Origin of the sequence: Pseudomonas vlassakiae, from assembly GCF_014269035.2 — a bacterium.
In the GTDB taxonomy this organism is placed as follows: Bacteria; Pseudomonadota; Gammaproteobacteria; order Pseudomonadales; family Pseudomonadaceae; genus Aquipseudomonas; species Aquipseudomonas vlassakiae.
The window spans coordinates 1-22719 of the sequence record NZ_JABWRP020000019.1 but is presented as its reverse complement, the minus strand read 5'-3'; the positions used below and the strand labels follow the sequence as shown (position 1 = coordinate 22719).

20 protein-coding genes and 1 pseudogene are annotated in these 22719 nt (G+C 63.6%); 10 read left to right on the top strand and 11 right to left on the bottom strand.

Annotated elements, in window-relative coordinates; translation table 11 throughout:
- The first annotated feature begins 121 nt into the window (after positions 1-121).
- Together HU738_RS21415 and HU738_RS21410 are read left to right on the top strand one after the other, a co-directional pair.
- Positions 122-808, top strand: coding sequence for a type 1 glutamine amidotransferase domain-containing protein (locus HU738_RS21415; protein ID WP_186602943.1), 687 nt, complete (start codon positions 122-124; stop codon positions 806-808).
- A 132-nt stretch (positions 809-940) separates the two neighbouring features.
- Positions 941-1747 (top strand): CSS-motif domain-containing protein, encoded by an 807-nt coding sequence (locus tag HU738_RS21410; protein WP_186602942.1) that lies wholly within the window; start codon positions 941-943, stop codon positions 1745-1747.
- A gap of 16 nt (positions 1748-1763) precedes the next feature.
- Here the strand turns inward: HU738_RS21410 and hppD are convergent, their stop codons facing one another.
- Positions 1764-2840, bottom strand: a complete 1077-nt coding sequence (hppD, locus tag HU738_RS21405) for a 4-hydroxyphenylpyruvate dioxygenase (protein WP_176510030.1) — start codon at positions 2838-2840, stop codon at positions 1764-1766.
- Between the two features lie 302 nt (positions 2841-3142).
- Between hppD and HU738_RS21400 the strand changes: the two are divergent.
- Both HU738_RS21400 and rarD read left to right on the top strand, forming a co-directional pair.
- Positions 3143-4729, top strand: a pseudogene (locus HU738_RS21400) (EAL domain-containing protein).
- Positions 4730-4760: 31 nt separating this feature from the next.
- Entirely contained in the window at positions 4761-5648 is an 888-nt protein-coding gene (gene rarD / locus HU738_RS21395) for an EamA family transporter RarD (RefSeq protein ID WP_186602941.1), read from the top strand.
- On the opposite strand, the gene HU738_RS21390 is transcribed toward rarD, so the two are convergent.
- Positions 5611-7182, bottom strand: a complete 1572-nt coding sequence (locus HU738_RS21390) for a TerC family protein (RefSeq protein ID WP_176510027.1) — start codon at positions 7180-7182, stop codon at positions 5611-5613. The two genes, rarD and HU738_RS21390, sit on opposite strands and share 38 nt — an antisense overlap.
- A 258-nt stretch (positions 7183-7440) precedes the next feature.
- On the opposite strand from HU738_RS21390, the gene HU738_RS21385 reads away from it, so the two are divergent.
- The gene (locus HU738_RS21385; RefSeq protein ID WP_186602940.1) at positions 7441-8022 is read left to right on the top strand and encodes a LysE family translocator; all 582 of its coding nucleotides are present in this window, start codon (positions 7441-7443) and stop codon (positions 8020-8022) included.
- Between the two features lie 26 nt (positions 8023-8048).
- Here the strand turns inward: HU738_RS21385 and HU738_RS21380 are convergent, their stop codons facing one another.
- Both HU738_RS21380 and HU738_RS21375 read right to left on the bottom strand, forming a co-directional pair.
- Positions 8049-8846: a helix-turn-helix transcriptional regulator gene (locus tag HU738_RS21380; protein WP_186602939.1), complete on the bottom strand. Its 798-nt coding sequence runs from the start codon at positions 8844-8846 to the stop codon at positions 8049-8051.
- A gap of 10 nt (positions 8847-8856) precedes the next feature.
- On the bottom strand, positions 8857-9399 hold the full coding sequence (locus HU738_RS21375) for a helix-turn-helix domain-containing protein (protein WP_176510024.1): 543 nt from the start codon (positions 9397-9399) through the stop codon (positions 8857-8859).
- Between the two features lie 152 nt (positions 9400-9551).
- Here HU738_RS21375 and HU738_RS21370 point away from each other — a divergent pair, with 152 nt between their 5' ends.
- The gene (locus HU738_RS21370) at positions 9552-10334 is read left to right on the top strand and encodes an aldolase (protein WP_186602938.1); all 783 of its coding nucleotides are present in this window, start codon (positions 9552-9554) and stop codon (positions 10332-10334) included.
- Between the two features lie 33 nt (positions 10335-10367).
- Positions 10368-11255, top strand: coding sequence for a dihydrodipicolinate synthase family protein (locus tag HU738_RS21365; protein ID WP_186602937.1), 888 nt, complete (start codon positions 10368-10370; stop codon positions 11253-11255).
- A 99-nt stretch (positions 11256-11354) separates the two neighbouring features.
- Here the strand turns inward: HU738_RS21365 and HU738_RS21360 are convergent, their stop codons facing one another.
- The 3 genes from HU738_RS21360 to HU738_RS21350 all read right to left on the bottom strand — a co-directional run bounded on the left by HU738_RS21360 (position 11355) and on the right by HU738_RS21350 (position 14356).
- Positions 11355-12773: a short-chain fatty acid transporter gene (locus tag HU738_RS21360; protein ID WP_186602936.1), complete on the bottom strand. Its 1419-nt coding sequence runs from the start codon at positions 12771-12773 to the stop codon at positions 11355-11357.
- Positions 12774-12965: 192 nt separating this feature from the next.
- Positions 12966-13622 carry a CoA transferase subunit B gene (locus HU738_RS21355; RefSeq protein WP_027916751.1) on the bottom strand — a complete coding sequence of 219 codons (657 nt, stop codon included), beginning with the start codon at positions 13620-13622 and terminating at the stop codon, positions 12966-12968.
- A gap of 35 nt (positions 13623-13657) precedes the next feature.
- A complete protein-coding gene (locus tag HU738_RS21350) occupies positions 13658-14356 on the bottom strand; it encodes a CoA transferase subunit A (RefSeq protein WP_054885320.1) in 699 nt (232 codons plus the stop codon).
- A gap of 140 nt (positions 14357-14496) precedes the next feature.
- Between HU738_RS21350 and HU738_RS21345 the strand changes: the two genes are divergently transcribed.
- The gene (locus HU738_RS21345; RefSeq protein ID WP_186602935.1) at positions 14497-15402 is read left to right on the top strand and encodes a LysR family transcriptional regulator; all 906 of its coding nucleotides are present in this window, start codon (positions 14497-14499) and stop codon (positions 15400-15402) included.
- Positions 15390-16211 carry an aldo/keto reductase gene (locus HU738_RS21340; protein WP_186602934.1) on the top strand — a complete coding sequence of 274 codons (822 nt, stop codon included), beginning with the start codon at positions 15390-15392 and terminating at the stop codon, positions 16209-16211. The genes HU738_RS21345 and HU738_RS21340 overlap by 13 nt, the downstream gene beginning before the upstream one ends.
- Before the next feature lie 15 nt (positions 16212-16226).
- On the opposite strand, the gene HU738_RS21335 is transcribed toward HU738_RS21340, so the two are convergent.
- From HU738_RS21335 to lexA, 4 genes are read right to left on the bottom strand one after another with little or no spacing between them, the layout of a single operon-like run.
- Positions 16227-19307: an error-prone DNA polymerase gene (locus HU738_RS21335; RefSeq protein WP_186602933.1), complete on the bottom strand. Its 3081-nt coding sequence runs from the start codon at positions 19305-19307 to the stop codon at positions 16227-16229.
- The gene (locus tag HU738_RS21330; protein WP_186602932.1) at positions 19304-20722 is read right to left on the bottom strand and encodes a Y-family DNA polymerase; all 1419 of its coding nucleotides are present in this window, start codon (positions 20720-20722) and stop codon (positions 19304-19306) included. The genes HU738_RS21335 and HU738_RS21330 overlap by 4 nt, the downstream gene beginning before the upstream one ends.
- Before the next feature lie 6 nt (positions 20723-20728).
- Entirely contained in the window at positions 20729-21349 is a 621-nt protein-coding gene (gene imuA / locus HU738_RS21325) for a translesion DNA synthesis-associated protein ImuA (protein ID WP_186602931.1), read from the bottom strand.
- A complete protein-coding gene (gene lexA, locus HU738_RS21320) occupies positions 21349-21957 on the bottom strand; it encodes a transcriptional repressor LexA (protein ID WP_496198497.1) in 609 nt (202 codons plus the stop codon). Before lexA ends, imuA begins: the two co-directional genes overlap by 1 nt.
- Positions 21958-22059: 102 nt before the next feature.
- Here lexA and HU738_RS21315 point away from each other — a divergent pair, with 102 nt between their 5' ends.
- On the top strand, positions 22060-22719 hold the full coding sequence (locus HU738_RS21315; protein WP_186602929.1) for an HAD family hydrolase: 660 nt from the start codon (positions 22060-22062) through the stop codon (positions 22717-22719).

Genomic DNA, 22719 nt, shown 5'->3' with positions numbered 1-22719 from the left:
TCGACCACCAGCATAGAGCCATTACCGAAATAGCGCCTTGGCGAACGGAAGCTATGCTTAACAGGTTTTCCCCGCGCCACTGAACCCATTGCCCCACGACGACAGACCCGGGAGCGAGGTGATGAGCAAGAAGATTCTGGTAGTACTGACCAACACGGCCAAGTACCCGACCCTGAAGCGGGCCACGGGCCTATGGCTGGGGGAAGCCGTGCACTTTGTCGCGGTCGCGCTGAAAGCTGGGTATGAAGTCGATTATGTGAGCCCGAATGGCGGCTATGTACCCATCGACCCGCATAGCCTGCAAATGGCCCCGGAGCTGGACTGGCAATGGTATGACGACAAATCGTTCATGAACCGTCTGGGCGCAACATCAAGCCCAGGCGAGGTCAGGGCAAGTGATTACTGCGCCATCTACTACACGGGCGGCCACGGTGTCATGTACGACTTCCCCGACAACTCGCCATTGCAGGAGCTGGCACGCAGCATCTATGAAAACAACGGCATTGTTGCCGCCGTCTGTCACGGCGTGGTCGGCCTCTTGAACATCAAGCTCAGCGACAACAGCCTGTTGCTCAAGGACCGGCAGGTCACCGGGTTTTCCAATACCGAAGAAAAACTGGCAGAGCTGGACAAGGTGGTGCCCTTTCTCACCGAGAACGAACTGATTGCCCGGGGCGGCAACTACAGCAAGGACGACGACCCGTGGAAGCCGTTCGTGGTTTGCGACGACCGGCTGATTACCGGGCAGAACCCAGCCTCGACGAGCCTGCTGGCCGAGGAGGTCATTGCTGCCCTCTCGCGACGATGACTCCTACACCTCAGCAGCGTAGTTCAGCAAGCACGCATGGCTTCGGATTACAGCAGGCACCGTGATTGATTCATAGGCTCACCACTGGGGCTGCCCATCTCGGGCAGCTTGGAAACTGGGGGCCGAACATTCATGTCGAGAATCAAAACTGCCGGGCAGGGTTTGATAGAACTGTTGCTGACTTTGGCAATCAGCCTGCTGCCGGTCGGCACCGGGCTGATGGTCATGCTTTATCAGCAGGACAAGAAGCTTGAGGAAACCGCACGAATCTCCGTGAAGGAAGCGATCTACTCCGTGGACCTGGCACTGGATCGCATACATGCGTCCGCGTCTGCTGCAATGAAATTGGCAGGAACTGCCTGCGAGAGTGCCCAGCCACGATTGGTCGATCAGGTTACCAAAGCACCGCATCTGCGCTCGTTGGCATTGACCATTGATCGCCGCACCTATTGCAACACCTTGAAAACGCCGTTTCCACCCGATGACATCTTCCCTGATGCTCGATCGCAATTTCGCCTGGTGCTGGATACGCCTGCAACACCCAATGCGGTGCTGCTCGCCTACCAGCTCAGTGAGCAAAACAGGGGGGTCATTGCCACATCCTATGGCATGTTACTGCGCAATGAGTTGCGCGCGTTTCAGACGGGTCTGACGTTATTGCTCGAATTCGAGGAGTTCTACATCTGGGCCGACGGCGATAGCCGCGATTCAGCGCGCCCATCACAAGTCGAGTTTTTCCAGGAGGGGGTCTCGAGCAAGTATGGCTATGCCGTCAAGGCAGGCTATGCCCAAGGTTATGCGGCACAACAGACACACCAGACATTGAAACAGCTTTTCCCTATCTTGGCGCTGATAGGCGTCATTACCGGTTCGATCACGTACTGGGGCCTGTTCAGGCAACGTCGCCAGCGTGCTCGTAGCGCCGCCAGCAAAGGCTGACGGCGCCACAATTCACTTATTCGGCATTGAGCACGCCGCGGCGTACCTGGTCACGCTCGATGGACTCGAAGAGGGCTTTGAAGTTGCCTTCACCGAAACCGTCATCCCCTTTACGCTGAATGAACTCGAAGAACACCGGGCCAAGCAGGGTTTCCGAGAAAATCTGCAGCAGCAGGCGCTTGTCACCCGCCTCGGAAGCGCCATCCAGCAGGATGCCACGGGCCTGCAGCTGGTCGACTGGCTCGCCATGCCCTGGCAGGCGCTCTTCGAGCATTTCGTAATAGGTCTTTGGCGGTGCGGTCATGAATCGCATGCCAAAGCCCTTGAGTGCATCCCAGGTCTTGAGCAGGTCATCGGTGAGGAAGGCCACATGCTGGATGCCTTCGCCGTTGAACTGCATCAGGAACTCTTCGATCTGCCCTGCCCCCTTGGATGACTCTTCATTGAGCGGAATGCGGATCATGCCGTCAGGCGCGGTCATGGCCTTGGAGGTCAGGCCGGTGTATTCGCCCTTGATATCGAAATAGCGGATCTCGCGGAAATTGAACAGCTTCTCGTAGAAGCCAGCCCAGTAGGCCATGCGCCCGCGATAGACGTTGTGGGTCAGGTGATCGATGATCTTCAGGCCGGCACCCGCCGGGTTGCGATCAACACCCTCGATGAAATTGAAGTCGATATCGTAGATCGAGCTGCCTTCATCGAAACGGTCGATCAGGTAAAGCGGCGCTCCACCAATGCCCTTGATGGCCGGCAGGCGCAGTTCCATCGGGCCGGTTTCGATTTCGACTGGCTGTGCGCCCAGCTCCAGGGCCCGGGCGTAGGCTTCATGGGCGTTACGCACACGGAACGCCATGCCGCACACCGACGGGCCATGCTCGGCGGCAAAGTATGAGGCGATGCTCTTTGGCTCATTGTTGAGGATCAGGTTGATGCCGCCCTGGCGGTACAGGTGCACGTCCTTGGAACGGTGAGTGGCCACCTTGGTGAAGCCGAGCATCTGGAACACCGGCTCCAGTACGCCTGGTGTCGGCGAAGCCAGTTCGATGAACTCAAAGCCCATCAGGCCCATTGGATTGTCAAAGATATCAGCCATGTTCGTACCCTCATCTGCAGCGGAAATTGATGATTGCGTAGGATGTGGAACGGCAATGGTGGAGAGCATGGAATACCGCGCACGCTGCGGGCGAGGAAGTCACCAATGATCAGCTTGAACCCATGGTATGTCATATGGACCCATTCTCGGCGAGGGTTGACCCTTCAGCAACGAAGGACCTTATTGTTGTATTCGTAAACCGATTCTACAGTGCGTAAATTGCTTTGTCGCGCTTTAGTTCGCCACCTGCGCCGACAAACGGCTATCCTCATCAGCTCAGTCACCAGGAAGATCACCCCAGCATGCCGCTCACCGTCAAACGCCCCGCTCGCTGGAGCTGGCGCACGCTGCTGCCGTGGATCGTCGGCGTGGTGCCGCTTGTCTGCGGCCTGGCGGTCATGAACTGGCAGATCGAGCGCTAATTGCGCGCCAGCAGCGAGGCGACAACACGCCAGGTGATCGAGCATGTCGACCACATTCTGGACAACCTGGCCAATGCCGCACTGGCCCTGCTGCCACTGGCTGGCACCCCCTGCGCCGATGCCCAGCTGGCCTTGCGCAGCCAGGTCACGCGCAATGCCTTCGTGCGTTCGACCAACCTGTTCCAGCACCATAACCTGTACTGCAGTTCGCTGTTCGGCGATTTCGACGAACAGGTCGAGGCCAATGACTACACCGATGGCCGGCTATGGCTGATGGATGGCAATTCGGTAACGCCTGGCCATCCCCTGCTGGTCTATCGCGCCAGCGATGGCGACCGCGGCGCGATCACCACCGTGGATGGCGACCATCTGCTCACCGCCTTGCGCCTGATTGGCCCGGAGGAAGCCCTGCAGATCCGCGTCGGCAAGGCCTGGATGGGCAAGGACGGCGTGGTGCATGACGGCGTGCCACCGGCCGCCGCCGCCGCCAATGTGACGTTGGGCTCGACCCGCTATCCGTTCAGCGTGCACGGCGGCTACGAAGCCGGCAAACAAGGTGAAGTGCTACGCAGCCACTACCCCGCCCTGCTCAGCCTGCTGCTGGTGCTCGGCGTGGTGGCCGGTTGCGCCTGCCGCTGGCAGATTCGCCGGGCCAGCTCGCCGCGTGCCGAACTGCGCCGGGCCCTGGAGGCGGACGAGTTTCTGCCGTACTTCCAACCCGTGGTGCGCAAGGGCGACTACCGCTGGGCCGGGGCTGAAGTGCTGATGCGCTGGAACCATCCCCGTGAGGGCCTGGTGCGTCCGGACCTGTTCATCCCCTATGCCGAACACAGTGGGCAGATCGTCGCCATGACCCGCGCCCTGATGCTGCACACTGCGCAAAGTCTTGCGCCCTACACCGCGCTGTTGGAGGACGGTTTCCACATCGGCATCAACATTACCGCCGATCACTGCCGCGACCTGAGCCTGCTCGACGACTGCCGCACCTTCCTCCAGCATTTTCCGCCAGGGCGAGTCCGGCTGACCCTGGAGCTGACCGAGCGCAAGCTGCTTGAAGCCACACCGGTAGCCCTCGAACTGTTCGCCAAGCTGCATGACATGGGGGTGATGATCGCCCTCGATGACTTCGGCACCGGCCAGTCGAGCCTCAATTACCTGCGCCAGTTCAAGGTCGATTACCTGAAAATCGACCAGAGTTTCGTGGCCATGATCGGTGGCGACGCGCTGTCGCAACACATACTCGACAGCATCATCGAGCTGTCCGCCAAGCTGGGCCTGGGCATCGTTGCCGAAGGGGTGGAAACCGACGTGCAGCGTGACTACCTGGCACGCAGCGCGGTGGACTTCCAGCAAGGCTATCTGTTTGCCCGGCCGATGCCGGCGGCCGACTTCCTCAAGGCACTCGCTACCCACCCGGCGGTTGCGCGGTTGCCGCAAGACGCGGCCCCTGAGATCATGCGCGGCTGATCCACCCGCTCACTCCCTATCCGAGGCATTCGTGTCAAAAGGCATTATTTCGTCGGTCATGGCGTCCTGTCTGTTCGCCGTGATGTATTTCTATACTTCCTTGCTGTCGCCGCTCGATGGCGAAGAGATCTTCGGCTGGCGCACGTTGTTGACCCTGCCCTGCCTCACCCTGTTCATGTTGGCCAGCAAAGACTGGAAGCGCGTCGGCGAACTGCTCGCCCGCGTGCGCCAGACGCCGACCCTGCTGCTGGGCATGGTCGGTACCTCGTGGTTGATGGGGGTGCAGCTGTGGCTGTTCCTCTGGGCGCCGTTGCACGGGCGTAGCCTGGAAGTGTCGATGGGCTATTTCCTGCTGCCGCTGGCAATGGTGCTGACCGGGCGCCTGGTCTATGGCGAGCGCTTGTCACGCCTGCAACAAGTGGCGGTCGGCTGCGCCGCGCTGGGTGTCGGGCACGAGTTGTACCAGAATGGCAGCTTCGCCTGGGAAACCTTGCTGGTGACGATCGGCTACCCGATCTACTTCGTCTTGCGGCGACGCTGCCGCACCGACCACCTGGGTGGCCTGTGGTGCGACATGTGCCTGTTGCTGCCCTGGGCACTGTATTTCGTCACCCAGGGGCCGTTGACGACGGCTGATCTGCACCAGCACCCGGGCCTGTATGCTCTGATCCCACTGCTAGGGGCAATCAGCGCCTGCGCACTGATCGCCTACGTGCTGGCCAGCCGCCTGTTGCCGTTCAGCCTGTTCGGCCTGCTCAGCTACGTCGAGCCGGTGTTGCTGGTGGGGGTCGCCCTGCTACTGGGCGAAACCATCGGCCCGGATCAGTGGCTGACCTACCTGCCGATCTGGGCCGCAGTGCTGGTGCTGGTGCTTGAAGGCTTCAAGCACCTGCTGCGTCAGCGTCGGCGCTCGGTGTAAGGCGCACCTGGCGTACCCGGCGCTCCTCTACCGCCACCACGGTCATGCGCCAACCGTTCCAGGCCAGCTGGTCACCCACCACCGGCAGGCGATCCAGCAAGCTCATCACCAGCCCTGCCAGGGTCTGGTAGTCTTCGGTGGCGCGGGCGCTGAAGCCTGTCCGCGCCTGGACCTGGCTCAGGTTCAGGGCACCACTGACGACAAAGCTGCCCTCTTCCTCGATGATCGCCGGGCCTTCTACCTCGCTGGCATCCGGCAACTCACCGGCGATCGACTCGAGGATGTCGGTCATGGTCAGCAGACCCGTGAAATCACCGAACTCGTTGATCACGAAGGCAATGTGCGTCGACTGGCTACGCATCTGCTCGAGGGCGTTGAGGATGCTGAAACTCTCCAGCAGGTTCAACGGCGCCCGGGCCATGCGCTCCAGGTCCGGCTGGCTGCCAGACAGGAATTCCTTGAGCAACTCCTTCTTGTGCACGAAGCCCAGCGGTTCCTCGATATGGCCGTCGCGAATCAACGGCAGGCGTGAATAAGGCGAGTGGGCCAGCGCCTCGGTAATGGCCTGCGCGGGTTGCGCCAGGTCGAGCACGTCGACCTCGGCACGCGCGGTCATCACCGTGCGGATCGGCCGCTCGGCCAGGTTCAGCACGCCGCTGATCATCACCCGCTCACGGCGGTCGAACAGCACCTGCTCTTCGCCCCCTTCGACCAGGTCGGCGATTTCTTCGCCTACCTCGTCAGCCTCGACCCGGCGGCCACCCAGCAGGCGCAGTACCGCATGCGCGGTACGCTCACGCAGTGGCCGGTGCTGCTGCAGGCTGCGCTTGCGGCGGGCACGGGCCAACTGGTTGAACAGCTCGATGAGGATCGAGAAGCCAATGGCCGCGTACAGGTAGCCTTTCGGGATATGGAAGCCCAGGCCTTCGGCGGTCAGGCTGAAACCGATCATCATCAGGAAGCCCAGACACAGCATGATCACCGTCGGGTGCGCGTTGACGAAACGGGTCAATGGTTTGCTGGCGACGATCATGATGCCGATCGAGAAGATCACTGCGATCATCATCACCGACAATTCTTCGACCATGCCAACGGCCGTGATCACCGCGTCCAGCGAGAACACCGCGTCGAGCACGACGATCTGCGCCACGATCGGCCAGAACAAGGCATGCCGCACGGCTCCCGTAGCCTGGGTGGCATGCCCTTCCAGGCGCTCGTGCAATTCCATGGTCGCCTTGAACAGCAGGAACACACCGCCGAACAGCATGATCAGGTCACGGCCAGAGAAGCTTTTGCCGAACACCTCGAACAGCGGTGCGGTCAGGGTGACCATCCACGAGATACTGGCCAACAGGCCCAGACGCATGATCAGCGCCAGGCTCAGGCCGATGACCCGCGCGCGGTCGCGCTGATGCGGTGGCAGCTTGTCGGCGAGGATGGCGATGAACACCAGGTTGTCGATACCCAGCACCAACTCGAGGACGATCAGCGTCAACAGGCCTAGCCAGGCCGTGGGATCGGCTAGCCATTCCATTAGCGGGTACTCACGAAGAAGGCGTCACGTAGACGGAGGGGGGATGGCCGGGATGGCCAGGGACTGGGGGGTTCCGCGAAGGTGCTCATAGGGGCCTTGATTGAAAAAGGAAAGACGATGCTACAAGCACAGCAGGTTTTTCTGATAGCGCGAAACTATTACAAAACCTGTAAACAGCTCGCAGGGGACTTTTCTTCAATACCACCGCGGCGCAAGGCTACAGGATGGCGGCATTCATCCATCCACGGAGTTACGGAAATGAGCCTGTCCCTTTCCATGGCCGCATTCGCCCTCGCCGCTTCGATCTCGCCCGGGCCGGTCAATGTCGTCGCCCTTGGCAGCGGTGCCCGCCATGGCTTGCGAGCGAGCATGTGGCATGTAACAGGCGCGACGCTGGGCTTTTGCCTGCTGCTCGTGCTGGTCGGCCTGGGGTTGCATGAACTGCTGTTGCGCTGGCCGCACCTGGAGCTGGCGCTGCACTGGGGTGGCGTGGCGTTTCTGCTGTACATGGCCTGGAAGCTGGCCTGCGATGATGGTCAGCTGGGTGGCTCGGATCAGCCGCGTGCTCCCTCGGCCTGGCATGGCGCAGCGATGCAATGGCTGAACCCCAAGGCCTGGCTGGCTGCGGTGGCGGGGGTGGGCGCCTACACCGGTGGCGAACAGCATCTGTTGTGGTTGTTCACCTGGATCTATGGGCCGATCTGTTTCGTCTCGGTCGCCTGCTGGGCCTGGGCCGGGAGTGTGATCCGCCACTATCTGCGGGAGCCGCGGTATCTACGGTTGCTGAATCGGGGGCTGGCGGTGTTGCTGGTGGGGAGTGCGGTCTATCTGCTGGTTTGATGTCGCCAGTGCCGGCCACTTCGCGGTTAAAGCCGCGAAGAGCCCGGCACTGCATCTCGGTAATGCCCGGGTGTCGCCGCCAGGTGCTGCTTGAACGCCCGCTGAAGATGCGCCTGGTCGGCAAAGCCCGCCTCCAGTGCCACTTCGGCGATCGCCCTGCCCTTGCGCAGTTGCGCCCGGGCATGCTGCACCCGCTGATCCAGCAAATAACCGTGAGGGGTCAGGCCGAAGCGCTGGCGGAACGCACGGATCAGGTAGGACCGGGACAGGCCGCACGCCGCGCAGATATCTGCCAGGCCAAGCGGGTCGCTCCGGTGCGCACGAATGAATGCCGCAGCAGCATCCAATTGCGGATGCTCGCTTGGCAACTTGTGCGCATTGGGGTGCAAATAGCCGGGAAGATCGGCAAAAAAGGCGGCCAGCCGTGCTTCTCGATCATCCAGCTCGGCGTCGAACAGGTCGGCAAACAACTGCAGCAGCCGGCTGTACAACCCCGCAGAAGCGCTGAACGTCTGCGCAGGCAGGACGAAGCCCCGAGCCAGCAACCACGGCATGTCGACGAACAGCATCAGGTACGACCAGGGCTGGCCGGCGATCGGGTTGCAAGTGTGCACCACTCCCGGGTTCATCAAGACCGTGGTACCGGCCATCACCTCGACCTGACTGGCGCCGCTCAGGTAGGTACTGCGCCCGCCAGTGATCACGCCGATGGAAAAGCTCTCATGGGAATGCGCGGCATAACAGACCTTGCGCCCATCCCCCACGCGCCGCGCTTCGACGAAGGGCAATGCCGGATCCCGCCAGAACCGCGACACCTCGATCATCACCCGGCCCTCATTCGCCGCTGTGCTGCACCACTACCAGCAGTTGCGCCGGATGCGCGCCGACCGAACGCAGGCGGTGCGGTGTCTGGGCATTGAAGTGCAGTGCATCGCCCTGCTCCAGCAACACCCGCTCATTGATGAAGTCGACCTCCACCTGGCCGGCGTGGACGAACAAGAACTCCTCACCGTCATGCTCCTTGAAGGTCGGGTCGCTGAACTCGGTCGGCGGCTGGATCAGGAACGGCAACAGGCTGTGCTGCCCGAACTGGCGGGTCAAGGCTGCGTAGCCCGGCCCGTGGCCATCGCCCACCAGCGGCTGACGCTCGCCCTGGCGTACCAGGCTATAGCGGCTCTGCGCGGCCTGCTCCTCGGCGAACAGTTCTTCGACGTTGACATTCAGCGCCCGCGCCAGCTTCAGCGCAGCAGCGATCGACGGCGTATTCAGGCCACGCTCCACCTTGGACAGGTAGCTCTTGGTCATGCCGGACTTTTCGGCCAGCACCTCGAGTGTGACCCCCAGTTTTTTTCTCAACACTTTCAATCGGTTAGACATGCGACGCGATTTTCCCAGGTCCACTGGCTTGCTTATGACACTTTGTGTCATATAGGATTATTTGTGTCGCACGCTGGCAGATTCCTCGACCGACCAAAGCTTCGGAACCGGCCAGCGCTGACATCGCTCATCACGCCACAGAGGAAAACCCCATGGCCAAGACCCTGACACTCAGCAAGGACCAACTGGTCCAGCAGGCGCTGACGCAGATGCAAGGCTCGCTTGCCGATAATACGTGGACTGTACGAGAAAAGCTGGCCCTGACCTGCCGAATTCTGTTCGATCACGGCCACGACTCCGGCCTGGCCGGGCAGATCAGCGCCCGCGGCCCGCAACCCGGGACGTTCTACACCCAGCAGCTGGGCCTGGGTTTCGATGAAATCAGCGCCAGCAACCTGTTGCTGGTCAACGAGGACCTCGACGTGCTCGAAGGCCAGGGCATGCCCAACCCGGCCAATCGCTTCCACAGCTGGGTGTACCGCGCCCGGCCGGATGTGAACTGCATCATCCATACCCACCCGACCCACGTTGCCGCCCTGTCGATGCTGGAAGTCCCGCTGCAGGTCTCGCACATGGACCTGTGCCCGCTGTACGACGATTGTGCCTTTCTCGATGCCTGGCCTGGCGTGCCGGTGGGCAACGAGGAAGGCGAGATCATCAGTGCCGCACTGGGGGACAAGCGCGCCATCCTGCTCTCGCACCATGGCCAGCTGTCCACCGGCATCAGCATCGAGCAGGCCTGCGTGTACGCCCAGTTGATCGAGCGCGCCGCTCGCCTGCAACTGCTGGCGATGTCGGCTGGCACCATCAAGCCCATCGCCCCGGCCCTGGGCCGCGAAGCCCACGACTGGATTGACCGGCCCAAGCGCCACGCCGCTGCCTTCAACTATTTTGCCCGGCAGAGCCTGCGTGCCCACACCGACTGCCTGAACTGACCCCTGAATGCCTTGCTTGCGGAGCCTATCACCATGACCACTGAATTCCACGGCATCATCGGCTACACCATCACCCCCTTCAGCGCCGACGGCAAACAGCTTGACCTGCCCGCACTGGGCCAATCCATCGAGCGCCTGATCGACGGCGGCGTGCAGGCTATCGCGCCACTGGGCAGTACTGGCGAAGGCGCCTACCTCAGCGATAGCGAATGGCAGCAGGTGGCGGAATACAGCCTGGCCCAGATCGACAAGCGCGTGCCCAGCATCGTCAGCGTCTCCGACCTGACCACTGCCGGTGCCGTGCGCCGCGCCCGCTTTGCCCAGGCACAGGGGGCCGACGCGGTGATGGTGCTGCCGGCCGCCTACTGGAAGCTCAGCGAAGCCGAGATCCTCCAGCACTACCGCGCGATCGGTGAGGCCATCGATATCCCGATCATGCTCTACAACAACCCCGCCACCAGCGGCACTGACATGTCGGTGGAGCTGATCCTGCGTATCGTCCGCGAAGTGGCCAACGTGACCATGGTCAAGGAAAGCACCGGCGACATCCAGCGCATGCACAAGCTGCGGTTGCTGGGTGAAGGCCAGGTACCGTTCTACAACGGCTGCAACCCGCTGGCGCTGGAAGCGTTCGTGGCCGGTGCAAAAGGCTGGTGCACGGCAGCGCCGAACCTGATTCCGGCACTGAACCAGGCGCTTTACCAGGCAGTACGCGAGGGAGACCTGGCGCGCGCCAGGGCACTGTTCTATCGGCAACTGCCGTTGCTCGATTTCATTCTCAAAGGCGGGTTGCCAGCGACCATCAAGGCAGGCCTGGGGCTGACCGGGTTGCCGGTGGGTGAACCACGTCGGCCGGTGTTCGGGCTGGATGAGCCAGGGCGAGCGACCCTGGCGGCATTGTTGGCAACGCTGGCTGAGTAAATCCTGAACCGGCCTCTTCGCGGGTAAACCCTAAGGGCGCTGGAGTACCTGTAGGAGCGGGTTTACCCGCGAGAGGCCGGTTCAGGCAACGCAATGACTTCAGGGCATTACTGGCGGCACGTATTGCAAGGTAGTGCCCAGCGCCCACAGCAACACCAGCACCAACGGCACATGCACCAGCAACTGCACGAACGAGAAGCCGATCAGGTCACGCGCCTTGAGCCCTAGCACGCCCAGCAGTGGCAGCATGTAGAACGGGTTGATCAGGTTCGGCAACGCCTCGGCGGCGTTGTAGATCTGCACCGCCCAACCCAGGTGGTATTGCAGGTCATTGGCCACCAGCATCACGTACGGCGCCTCGATGATCCACTTGCCACCGCCCGACGGGATGAAGAAGCCCAGCACGGCGGAGTACACGCCCATCAACAGCGCGTAGGTGTCATGGGTGGCGATCTGGGTGAAGAACAGCGAGATGTGGTGGGCCAGGGTCTGTTCATCCACACCCTTGACCTGGGTGAGGATCGCTGCAATCGAGCCGTACAGCGGGAACTGGATCAACACCCCGGTGGTGGTCGGCACGGCGCGGGCCACGGCATCGAGGAAGCTGCGCGGGCGCCAGTGGAGCAAGGCACCGAGCATGATGAACAGCAGGTTGTAGGTGTTCAGCCCGGAAATCGCGGTGATCGCCGGCTTGGTGGCGAACTCCTGGTACAGCCAGCCACCGGCCAGGGCCACCAGCATCAGGATGAGGATCGGGCTGTGCTCCAGCCACTCACCCGGGCGGGTACGCTTGGGTGCCGGTGGCGCGGTGAAGCTGGGGTCGACGCCACAGTCTTCGGCGCTGCGCGCACTGTTCGGGCCCGGCGCGGTGGCGTAGGCGATCACCAGCGAGACAACCACCAGGGCCGCCAGCATCACACCGGACTGCCAGAGAAAAATGGTCTCGGTGAACGGGATCACGCCAGTGATCGACAGGATCGATGGCGGCAGGCTGGCCGGGTTGGCCTGCAACTGCGCAGCCGACGACGACAGGCCCAGCGCCCAGACAGCGCCCAGGCCCAGGTAGGCGGCTGCACCTGCGGCGCGATAATCCATCTTCAGCTCGGTACGACGGGCCAAGGCACGGACCAGCAGGCCGCCAAACACCAGCGACAGCCCCCAGTTGAGCAGCGAGGCCAGCATCGAGATCAGCGCAACCCAGCACACCGCCGACCGGCCATTGCCGGGGATGCGCGCCAGCCGGTCGATCAACCGGGCCGCCGGTGGCGAGCTGGCCACCACGTAGCCGCCGATGACCACGAAAGCCATTTGCATGGTGAACGGGATCAGGCTCCAGAAGCCATCGCCGAACGCTTTGGCAGTGTCGGTCGGCTTGGCGCCCATGGCCAGGGCGCCGATGCACACCAGCAACACGGCGAGGGCGGCAAATACCCAGGAGTCGGGGAACCAGCGTTCGGCCCAGTTGGAACAACGCAGGGCAAAGCGGGCGGAGCGGCTGTCTTGGATTTCAGCGGCCACGGTTACTTCCTTTTATTGGTTTTATCGGATAAATCAGCAGAAACACAAAATCCCTGTGGGAGCGGCCTTGTATCGCGATAGGGCTGCCTGGCAACCCCACGATTTCAGCACCGACACTGAGATTGTGGGGCCGCTTCGCGGCCCTTTCGCGACACAAGGCCGCTCCCACAGGGTGAGGGACAGTGTGACGTTCTAGAAGGTCATTTCCTTTACATCGTCCGGCACGATCAGCTTGCCGGCGGTTTTCTCGATGATTTCTTCAACGCTCACCCCCGGCGCGGTCTCGCGCAGGATGAAAGCGCCGTCTTCGATCTCCAGGTAGGCCAGGTCGGTCAGCACCTTGCGGATGCAGCCGGCACCGGTCAGCGGCAGGCTGCAGCGTGGCAGCAGCTTGGACTCGCCATCCTTCGAGGCGTGGGTCATGGTGACGATGATGTTCTCGGCACCGGCGACCAGGTCCATGGCGCCGCCCATGCCCTTGACCAGTTTGCCAGGGATCATCCACGAGGCGATGTTGCCTTCCACATCCACTTCGAAAGCGCCCAGTACGGTCAGGTCGACGTGGCCGCCACGGATCATGGCGAACGATTGCGCCGAGTCGAAGATCGACGCGCCACGGCGGGCGGTGACGGTCTGCTTGCCGGCGTTGATCATGTCGGCATCGAGGGTGCTTTCGGTGGGAAATTCGCCCATGCCGAGCAAGCCGTTTTCGGACTGCAGCATCACGTCCATGTCGGCCGGTACATAGTTGGCCACCAGGGTCGGGATGCCAATGCCGAGGTTGACGTAGTAGCCGTCCTTCAGTTCACGGGCGACGCGTTGCGCCATCTGTTCGCGGGTCAGTGCCATGGTCAGGATCTCTTTGTTGTTCTGATGGACGGCGCTCAGGCCTTGACGGTGCGCTTTTCGATGCGTTTTTCGAAGGTGCCGACGATCACCCGGTCGACATAGATGCCCGGGGTGTGGATTTCGCTGGGCAGCAGCACGCCAGGCTCGACGATTTCTTCCACTTCGACCACGGTGATCTTGCCAGCGGTGGCCGCCAGCGGGTTGAAGTTCTGCGCGGTGTTGCGGTACACCACGTTGCCGTAGTGGTCGGCCTTCCAGCCCTTGACGATGGCGAAGTCGCCGGTGATGGACTCTTCGAGGATGTACTTGCGGCCCTTGAACTCGCGCACTTCCTTGCCGTCGGCAACCGGGGTGCCGTAACCGGTCGCGGTAAAGAAGGCCGGGATACCGGCACCGCCGGCGCGCATCTTCTCGGCCAGGGTGCCTTGCGGGGTCAGTTCGACTTCCAGCTCGCCACTGAGCAACTGGCGTTCGAATTCGGCGTTCTCGCCAACGTAGGAGGCAATCATCTTGCGGATCTGCCGGTCTTCCAGCAGCACGCCCAGGCCGAAGCCGTCGACACCGCAGTTGTTGGAGACCACGGTCAGGCCCTTGACGCCAAGGCGCTTGATTTCGGCAATCAGGTTTTCGGGGATACCGCACAGGCCGAAGCCGCCGGCCAGTACCGTCATGTTGTCGGTCAGGCCTGCCAGGGCCTCTTCATAGGTTGCTACGCGCTTGTCCAGTCCGGCCATGCTGATCCGCCTTTTGTAGTTGTTGAACCGACGAGGCTGTCGGTGAGCGTGTGAAGCCATCTTCACCGCTGGCGACTGATTTGTTAATTTTGTTTTCATCATCGATTGATAACTTTTCCAAAACAGCGCGCGAGGCTGTCATGAACGTCAAGCAACTGCGTGCCTTCGTCACCGTCGCCAAGTACCAGAGCTTCGCCCAGGCCGGTGAACACTTGCATGTGTCGCAACCGGCCCTGAGCCTGACCATCAAGGCGCTGGAGGACAACCTCGGCGGCGCCCTGCTCACCCGCACCACACGCAGCGTCAGCCTGACTGCCGAGGGCGAGGTGCTGCTGCCGCTGGCCCGGCGCCTGCTGGCCGACTGGGACGACACCGAAGAGATGCTGCGCCAGCGCTTCACCCTGCAGCTTGGCCGCGTCTCGGTGGCGGCGATGCCAGCCTTTGCCGGCAACCTGCTGCCGCAATCGCTCAAGGTGTTCCGCCAGCGTTATCCCAAGGTCAACGTCACGGTGCACGACGTGATCAACGAACAAGTGCTGGAACTGGTGCGCCATCGCCGCGTCGAACTGGGCATCGGTTTCGAGCCGGATAACAGCGAAGGCCTGAATTTCCACCCGCTATACATGGACCGCTTCGTCGCCGTGGTGCCGGCAGACTCGCCACTGGCCTTGCAGGCCGAGGTCACCTGGGCGCAGTTGCTGGCCGAAGACTTCATTGCCTTGCAACGCCCGTCGGCAGTGCGTCTGCTGCTGGAGCAGAACGTCGCGGCGCACCACGGCAAGCTGGCGGTGGCCTTTGAAAGCCATCAGCTTTCGACCATCGGCCGCATGGTTGCCAGTGGCCTTGGCGTGAGCGCTGTGCCTGCGCTGTGCATCAACCAGATGCAGGAACTCGGCGCACGTTGCGTGACGCTGGTAGAACCCACGGTCGAACGGCGCATCAGCGTGATCGCCCTGGCCGACCACAAGCTTTCCACTGCAGCCCAGGCGCTGCTCGACGTATTGCTTTCCCATACCCAGACTCCGGAGGTGACATGCGTTACGTGAAACTGGCAGGTTGCAGCGTGCCGGCCATTGGCCAGGGTACCTGGTACATGGGCGAAGACCCGGCGCACAGGGCCGCCGAAGTGGCGGCCTTGCAACAAGGCATCGAACAGGGCCTGACCCTGATCGACACCGCCGAGATGTATGCCGAAGGCGGCGCCGAAGCCGTGGTCGGCCAAGCCATTGCCGGGCGCCGTGACCAGGTGTTTCTGGTCAGCAAGGTCTATCCGCACAACGCCAGCCGCCGCGGTGTGGCTGAAGCCTGCGAGCGCAGCCTGAAGCGCCTGGGCAGCGATATGATCGACCTGTATCTGTTGCACTGGCGCGGCCAGTATCCGCTGGAGGAAACGGTCGAAGCCTTCGAGCGCTTGCGCGAGCAAGGCAAGATCGGCCGCTGGGGGGTGTCCAACTTCGATGTCGACGACCTGCGCGAACTGCACAACCCGGATTGCGCCACCAATCAGGTGTTGTACAACCCGGCGCAGCGGGGTATCGAGTTCGACCTGTTGCCGTGGAGCCGCCAGCGCGGCTTGCCGACCATGGCCTATTGCCCGCTGGCCCAGGCCGGGCGGCTGTTGCAGCACCCGGTGCTGAGCGAAATCGCCGAGCGCCATGGCGCAACGCCGGCGCAGGTCAGCCTGGCCTGGGTGACGCGGGAGAATGATGTGATTGCCATTCCCAAGGCAGTGTCGTCGGAACATGTGCGGCTGAATGCAGCTGCCGGAGCGTTGACCTTGACCAGCGAGGACTTGCGGGCGATCGACCGCGCTTTCCCGGCACCGACGCGCAAGCAGCCTCTGGCGATGGTCTGACGGACACCATTCACGTCAGTGGAAGTCCCGGCTCTTGACATCCAGCCCTTGCAGCAAAGGGCTGATGTCTTCCAGGCGCCGGGCAATCAGATGCCGCACCCCGTTGTCCTGCTCAAGCCGCCCACTCACCTTGAGCAACTGCGACCCCACCAGCGCCCGCCGCTGCCGCTCGGCCAGGTCACGCCAGACCACCACGTTGACCATGCCGAACTCATCCTCCAGCGTAACGAATGTCACCCCGCTGGCGGTCTGCGGCCGCTGCCGCCCCACCACCAGCCCGGCCACGGCAATCGCATCGCCATGCTCGAGCCCCGCCAGCTCGCCGCAACTGCGACACCCCAACGCCCGCAGCCGTGAGCGCAACAGCCTGAGCGGATGCGGGCCCAAGGTGGTCCCCAAGGTGGTGTAGTCAGCAACCAGGTCTTCGCCGACCGTGGGAGCGGGCAATGCTACCTGTACTTCCGGCACTGCCTGCACCTCGGCGAACAGCGGCAACTGCGCCTGCACCGCCGCCACCTGCCAGCGCGCCTGGTGACGGTCGCGGGCCAGGGCTCGCAGTGCCCCCGCATCGGCCAGCCGGGCACGGGCACGGCTGTCGAGCCCTGCGCGCAGGCACACGTCTTCGACATCCCGCCAGGGGCGTTGCGCCCTCGCCTGCTCCAGCCGGCGGGCATCCGCCTCGCTGAAACCACGGATCTGTCGCAGCCCAAGGCGAATGGCCAGGACCCCGTGCTGATCGGGCTCCAGCGTGCAGTCCCATTCGCTATGGAACACATCCACCGGACGTACTTCGATGCCTTGTCGCCGCGCCTCCTGCAGCAGCTGATCCGGGCTGTAGAAGCCCATCGGCCAACTGTTGACCAGGGCACAGGTGAAGATCGCCGGTTCATGGCACTTGAGCCAGCTGCTGGCATAGCACAGCAAGGCGAAGCTGGCCGCGTGCGATTCAGGGAAGCCGTAACTGCCAAAGCCTTTGATCTGTTCGAAGATGCGCTCGGCGAACGCCAGGTCGTAGCCGTTGCGCAGCATACCCTCCACCAGCCGCTGGCGATGGGGCTCGAGCCCGCCATGGCGCTTCCAGGCCGCCATGCTGCGGCGCAGCTGGTCGGCCTCGCCGGGGCTGTAGTCGGCAGCGACCATGGCCAGCTCCATCACCTGTTCCTGGAACAACGGCACGCCCAGGGTGCGCTCGAAGACTTCCTTGAGCTTTGCCGAGGGGTAGGTCACCGGCTCCTGCTTGAGGCGCCGGCGCAGGTAAGGGTGAACCATGTCCCCCTGGATTGGCCCGGGGCGCACGATGGCGACCTCGATCACCAGGTCATAGAAGGTCTCGGGCTTGAGCCGCGGCAGCATGGCCATCTGTGCCCGCGACTCGATCTGGAACACGCCCATGGTTTCGGCGCGGCTGATCATCGCATAGGTCGCCGGGTCTTCGCCGGGGATGGTCGCCAGGGTCAGCTGCCGACCGCGGTGCCGCTGCAGCAGGTCGAAACAGCGGCGCAGGGCGCTGAGCATGCCCAAGGCCAGGACATCGACCTTGAGCAGGCCGACCATGTCCAGGTCGTCCTTGTCCCACTGGATCACCGTGCGCTCGGCCATGGCGGCGTTTTCCACCGGCACCAGGTGGGCCAGCGGCTGTTCGGAAATGACGAAGCCACCCGGGTGCTGGGACAGGTGGCGTGGAAAGCCGATCAGTTCACCGGCCAGCACCAGAATGCGCCGCAGTGAAGGGCTGCCGGGCTCGAAACCGGCCTCGGCCAGCCGTTGCTCGTCCGGGATACGGTCGCTCCAGCGGCCGCAGCACTTGGCCAGGGCATCCACCTGGTCGGCCGGCAGGCCCAGCACCCTGGCCACATCGCGAACAGCACCGGCAGCATGGTAGGTATTGACCACGGCGGTCAGCGCAGCGCGATGCCGGCCGTAACGGCGGAACACGTACTGGATCACCTCTTCGCGCCGGTCATGTTCGAAGTCCACGTCGATATCGGGAGGCTCGTTGCGCTCGCGCGACAAGAAGCGCTCGAACAACAGCCGATGCTCCATCGGGTCAAGCTCGGTGATGCCCAATACGAAGCACACCACCGAGTTGGCTGCCGAGCCACGGCCCTGGCAGAGAATATGCTGGCTGCGGGCAAAGGCGACGATGTCGTGCACGGTCAGGAAATAGCTTTCGTAGCCCAGTTCCTCGATCAGCGTCAGTTCTTTGTCCAGCACCGCACGGACCTTGCTGCTCGGCCCTGACGGCCAGCGCTGCGGCAAGCCCCGCTCGCACAATGCGCGCAGCCAGCTGGCGGGTGTCTGGCCCTCGGGCACCAGTTCGCGTGGGTACTGGTAGCGCAGTTCGGCCAGGTCGAACTGGCAACGTTCGGCGATGGTCAGGCTCTCGGCCAGCAGATCTGCCGGGTACAGCTCGCCCAGCTGCTCCAGCGAACGCAGGTGACGCTCGCCATTGGCGAACAGGTGGCGCCCTGCCTCGGCCACGTTGCAGTGATGGCGAATGGCGGTCATGCAGTCCTGCAGGGCGCGCCGGCCCCGCACGTGCATATGCACGTCACCACAGGCCACAGCGCGGACACCCAGCTGCGCCGCCCGTTCACGCAAGCGGGCCAGGCGCCGGGCATCATCGCTGCCCCGGTGCAGGTGCACGCCCAGCCACAGGCGCTCGACGAACATCTCGCACAGCCATCGGCCTGTCGCCTGATCGTCGGCATCATCAGCGATCCACAGCGCCAGCAACCCTTCGTGGTGTAGCTCAAGATCGTCAGCGAACAATTGGTAGCCACCCTTTTCGGCCCGCCGTCGGGCACGGGTGATCAAGGCACAGAGGTTCTGGTAACCCGTGAGGTTCTGCGCCAGCAACACCAGTTTGGGGCCATCCTGCAGGCGCACTTCGCTGCCGACGATCAGGCGCATCTGCTGGTCTTTTGCAGCTTGCCAGGCGCGCACGATACCGGCCAGGGTGCACTCGTCGGTGATCGCCAGCGCCTGGTAACCCTGCTCGCGGGCGCGGCGGAACAGCTCTTCGGCGCTGGATGCACCGCGCTGAAAACTGAAGTTGGACAGGCAATGCAACTCGGCGTAGCCCACAGTACTCATGCGAACCAGCCCTGCAGCCACAGCGGGCCGGGTTGAGCCAGGTCGCGATAGGCCCAGCCACGCAGGCCATCGCGGGTTTCGATGCGGTAGTAGTCACGGCGTACGTCGCCACCGTCCCACCAACCTGACTCGATCCGTTCGGCCGGGCCCAGCAACTTGTGGTCAGCCGTATCCAAGGCCTGCGGTGTGGGCAACAACCAGCCTGGGCGGCTACCCGGCATCACCGGCAGGTTACCCTGGGCGCCCTGCTCCGCCTGCTGCCAGGCGCACTCGGGGCGGTGGTCAGCCTCGGCACGCAACCCATTGACGGCTTCATCACCGAGGCGAGCGCGCAGGCGTTCGCGCAGTTGCTCCCAGGGCTGGGCCTGCTTGGCGCGGGGGTCGAACAGTGCCTGATGCTGGGGCACGAAGGCAGGCAGGTCATCGGCGACCAGCCGCAGGTTGCGCACCGGTGCCGGGATGCGCAGTGGCTCAAGGCGCCCGCGGGCCAGTTCGAACAGCAGGCCGGCATCCCGCTCGGCAGACAGCAGCCCAACGTGCAGCAGGGTGTCCGGCCCTTCGACGTGCTCCAGGTGCAGGCTGAAGCGCTGCACACCGCAATCGCGCCCGGCCAGGAAGGCCGCCAGGTCATTGAGCATGCGCCGCAACGGGAACAGCAAGGCCTGATGTGATTCAACGTCGAAGTTCAGTTCCAGGCGCGATTCGAAGCGGTCCGGCGGCTGATAGAAGTCCAACCCCATGGAGCGCAGCCCGAGCAATCGGTCCAGGTGCAACTGCACATCGGCGGAAAACCGCCTGGCCAGCGCATCGCGCGGCAAGGCCAGCACTTGGCCCAACTGGCGCAGGCCCATGCGCGCAAAGGCCTGGGCAGCGTCCGCTGGCAACCCCACCCGGTCGACAGGCATGCGCGCCAGTGCCGACCGGGTTTGCTCGGCGCAGGTCAAAGCCAAGCCATCATGGCCGTTGGCAAGCATGCGAGCCGCGACCGGGTTGGTCGCGAGCACGATGCGCTGGCGCAAGCCCAGGGCAGTCAGCTCTTCGCGCAAGCGGGCCTCGAACAGTGGCCATGGGCCGAACAGCTGCAAGCTGGAGCCGACTTCAAGCAGCAAGGCGCGCGGGTAATGCAGACTGACCTGGGCACTGAACCGGTAGGCCCAGGCCGCGAGCAATTGCTGCAACCGCTCGATGCGGGCCGGGTCGGCCTCGACACAGTGGAAGCCATCGGCCAGGGCCCGTGCTGCCGTCAGCGTCTGCCCCGCCCGCAGGCCAAGCGCCGCCGCCGCCGGGTTGACGGCTTGCAGCAGGCGACGCTGAACAGGGCCGCCGATCAGCACCAGTGGCGTATCGGCGTCGTCCCGTTCGCGCAGGATCGAGTCCAGCGCCAGCTGGGGCAGGAGGATGCAGGCCCAGAGCATGCTGCATCAGCCCCGCCCTGGGCAGGCGATGGGCAGGGCCGGGGGCATGCCGCCACGGCACTTGAGTACACGCCATTGTGCCGGGCGCGTATCCACGGCAATACGCAGCGCAGCGGGCGACGGGTTGTGCGCAGCCTGTTGCGGCCGACAGGCGAAGGCCAGTGCCTGCCCTGTTTCGGCGGCCACCTGCAGGCGGCGCAAGGCACGGTCATCGGCGCGCTCCGGCCAGCACAGCACTGCCGCGCAGCTGCCGGAGCGCAAGCACTGTTCGGCCGCCCACAGGGCATCGGCCTGACCGGCATCGACCTGCACCAGCCAGCGCAGGTCTACACCTGCTGCCTGCCAGGCCGGTGCATAGGGAATGAACGGCGGCGCCACCAACACCACCCGCCCGCCCTCAGCCGTCAGGCGTGACAGGGCTGGCCAGAGCAGCTGCAACTCGCCGCAGCCCGGGCTGGCCAGCAGCAGCTCGCTGAGGGCTGCGGCTGGCCAGCCGCCGTCGGGCAGGCACTGATCGAGCAGCGCATGGCCGGTGGGCTGCAAACCGGCCGGGCGCACCTGGCCCTGCCGCCCCCGCCAGACCTGGCGCTGGTCGAGCAGCCGATCGAGATCGACCACCGCGCCCATCAGTCGCGCCTCAACAGGCCACAGAACACGCCTTCGATGAAGAATTCGCGCTCAGGCCCCACATCGATTGGCGCATAGGCCGGGTTGCGCGGCAACAGCCGGTAACCGCCGGGCTGGCGTTGCAGGCGCTTGATGGTCACCTCGCCGTCCAGCCGCGCAACCACGATCTGGCCATCACGTGCCTCGCCCTGCTGGAGGATGCCCACCAGGTCACCGTCGAAGATGCCGTCCTCGATCATCGAATCGCCGCGCACCTTGAGCAGGTAATCTGGCGTACGGCGAAACAGGCTGGGGTCGAGCAGCAGTTGTTCGTGAATGCCCAGGTCCGGGCCGATCGGCGCGCCGGCAGCCACTTGCCCGAGCACGGGGATTTCGAGGATTTCCGGCCGGCGCAAGGGCTCGGCCAGGCGAATGCCCCGCGCCTGGTTGGGGGTGACGTCGATGTAGCCGGCCTGGCACAACGCGGTGATGTGTTTGCGCGCGACGCTACGCGAGGCAAAACCGAAGCGGCTGGCGATATCGGCCAGGCTCGGTGGCTGGCCGTGGTCGGCAATGCGCTCGCGAATGAAATCGAGGATTGCACGGCGTTTTGGGGTGAGATTGTCCATGGAGCACATTTGTACTCTTTTCGATGTGCGCTGAACAGCCCCCTTTGTCGTCAGGTTTGGTTATCATCCCCTGGCGTTTGTTCTTCAATCCCTGGATACCTGATGCTGACTGCCCTGCTGTTCGATCTCGATGGCACCTTGACCGACACCGATACCCTGCACTTGCAAGCCTTCCGTCAACTGCTGCACGACCATGACGGCCGCGAGCTGACCCAGGAACAATTCGATGCCCAGGTCAGCGGCCGAGCCAATGGCGAACTGTTTGCCGAACTGTTTCCACTTGCTGGTGCGTCCGAGCGCCAGGCGCTGGCCGACCGCAAGGAAGCGCTTTTCCGCGACCTGTCACCGGCGCTGCAACCCATGCCCGGCCTGCTGCGGCTGATGGACCATGCGCGGGCCTGGAACATCGGCATGTGCGTGGTGACCAATGCACCGCGGCTGAATGCCGAGCATATGCTCACGGCCATGGGACTTGGCGATCGCTTCGAACATGTATTGGTGGCGGAGGAGCTGGAGCGGCCCAAGCCTGATCCGCTGCCTTATCTGACCGGGCTGCAGCGCCTGGAAGCGGTGGCTGGCGAGGCGCTGGCGTTCGAGGATTCGTTGCCGGGGGTGACGGCTGCGAGTAGGGCCGGGATCTTTACCGTGGGGGTTGCCACGACGCAGACGCCGGAGCGATTGCTGGCTGCAGGGGCCAGGCTGGTGGTGGAGGATTTCAATGATCCAGCGCTGTGGGAGTTGATCAAGACCATGCACGGATGA

What these genes read in the sequence shown, in the direction of transcription:
- HU738_RS21415 (WP_186602943.1), top strand. Translation starts at nt 122, where the DNA reads ATGAGCAAGAAGATTCTGGTAGTACTGACCAACACGGCCAAGTACCCG.
- HU738_RS21410 (WP_186602942.1), top strand. Translation starts at nt 941, where the DNA reads ATGTCGAGAATCAAAACTGCCGGGCAGGGTTTGATAGAACTGTTGCTG.
- hppD (WP_176510030.1), bottom strand. Translation starts at nt 2,840, where the DNA reads ATGGCTGATATCTTTGACAATCCAATGGGCCTGATGGGCTTTGAGTTC.
- HU738_RS21390 (WP_176510027.1), bottom strand. Translation starts at nt 7,182, where the DNA reads ATGGAATGGCTAGCCGATCCCACGGCCTGGCTAGGCCTGTTGACGCTG.
- HU738_RS21385 (WP_186602940.1), top strand. Translation starts at nt 7,441, where the DNA reads ATGAGCCTGTCCCTTTCCATGGCCGCATTCGCCCTCGCCGCTTCGATC.
- HU738_RS21380 (WP_186602939.1), bottom strand. Translation starts at nt 8,846, where the DNA reads ATGATCGAGGTGTCGCGGTTCTGGCGGGATCCGGCATTGCCCTTCGTC.
- HU738_RS21375 (WP_176510024.1), bottom strand. Translation starts at nt 9,399, where the DNA reads ATGTCTAACCGATTGAAAGTGTTGAGAAAAAAACTGGGGGTCACACTC.
- HU738_RS21370 (WP_186602938.1), top strand. Translation starts at nt 9,552, where the DNA reads ATGGCCAAGACCCTGACACTCAGCAAGGACCAACTGGTCCAGCAGGCG.
- HU738_RS21365 (WP_186602937.1), top strand. Translation starts at nt 10,368, where the DNA reads ATGACCACTGAATTCCACGGCATCATCGGCTACACCATCACCCCCTTC.
- HU738_RS21355 (WP_027916751.1), bottom strand. Translation starts at nt 13,622, where the DNA reads ATGGCACTGACCCGCGAACAGATGGCGCAACGCGTCGCCCGTGAACTG.
- HU738_RS21350 (WP_054885320.1), bottom strand. Translation starts at nt 14,356, where the DNA reads ATGGCCGGACTGGACAAGCGCGTAGCAACCTATGAAGAGGCCCTGGCA.
- HU738_RS21345 (WP_186602935.1), top strand. Translation starts at nt 14,497, where the DNA reads ATGAACGTCAAGCAACTGCGTGCCTTCGTCACCGTCGCCAAGTACCAG.
- HU738_RS21340 (WP_186602934.1), top strand. Translation starts at nt 15,390, where the DNA reads ATGCGTTACGTGAAACTGGCAGGTTGCAGCGTGCCGGCCATTGGCCAG.
- HU738_RS21335 (WP_186602933.1), bottom strand. Translation starts at nt 19,307, where the DNA reads ATGAGTACTGTGGGCTACGCCGAGTTGCATTGCCTGTCCAACTTCAGT.
- HU738_RS21330 (WP_186602932.1), bottom strand. Translation starts at nt 20,722, where the DNA reads ATGCTCTGGGCCTGCATCCTCCTGCCCCAGCTGGCGCTGGACTCGATC.
- imuA (WP_186602931.1), bottom strand. Translation starts at nt 21,349, where the DNA reads ATGGGCGCGGTGGTCGATCTCGATCGGCTGCTCGACCAGCGCCAGGTC.
- lexA (WP_496198497.1), bottom strand. Translation starts at nt 21,957, where the DNA reads ATGGACAATCTCACCCCAAAACGCCGTGCAATCCTCGATTTCATTCGC.
- HU738_RS21315 (WP_186602929.1), top strand. Translation starts at nt 22,060, where the DNA reads ATGCTGACTGCCCTGCTGTTCGATCTCGATGGCACCTTGACCGACACC.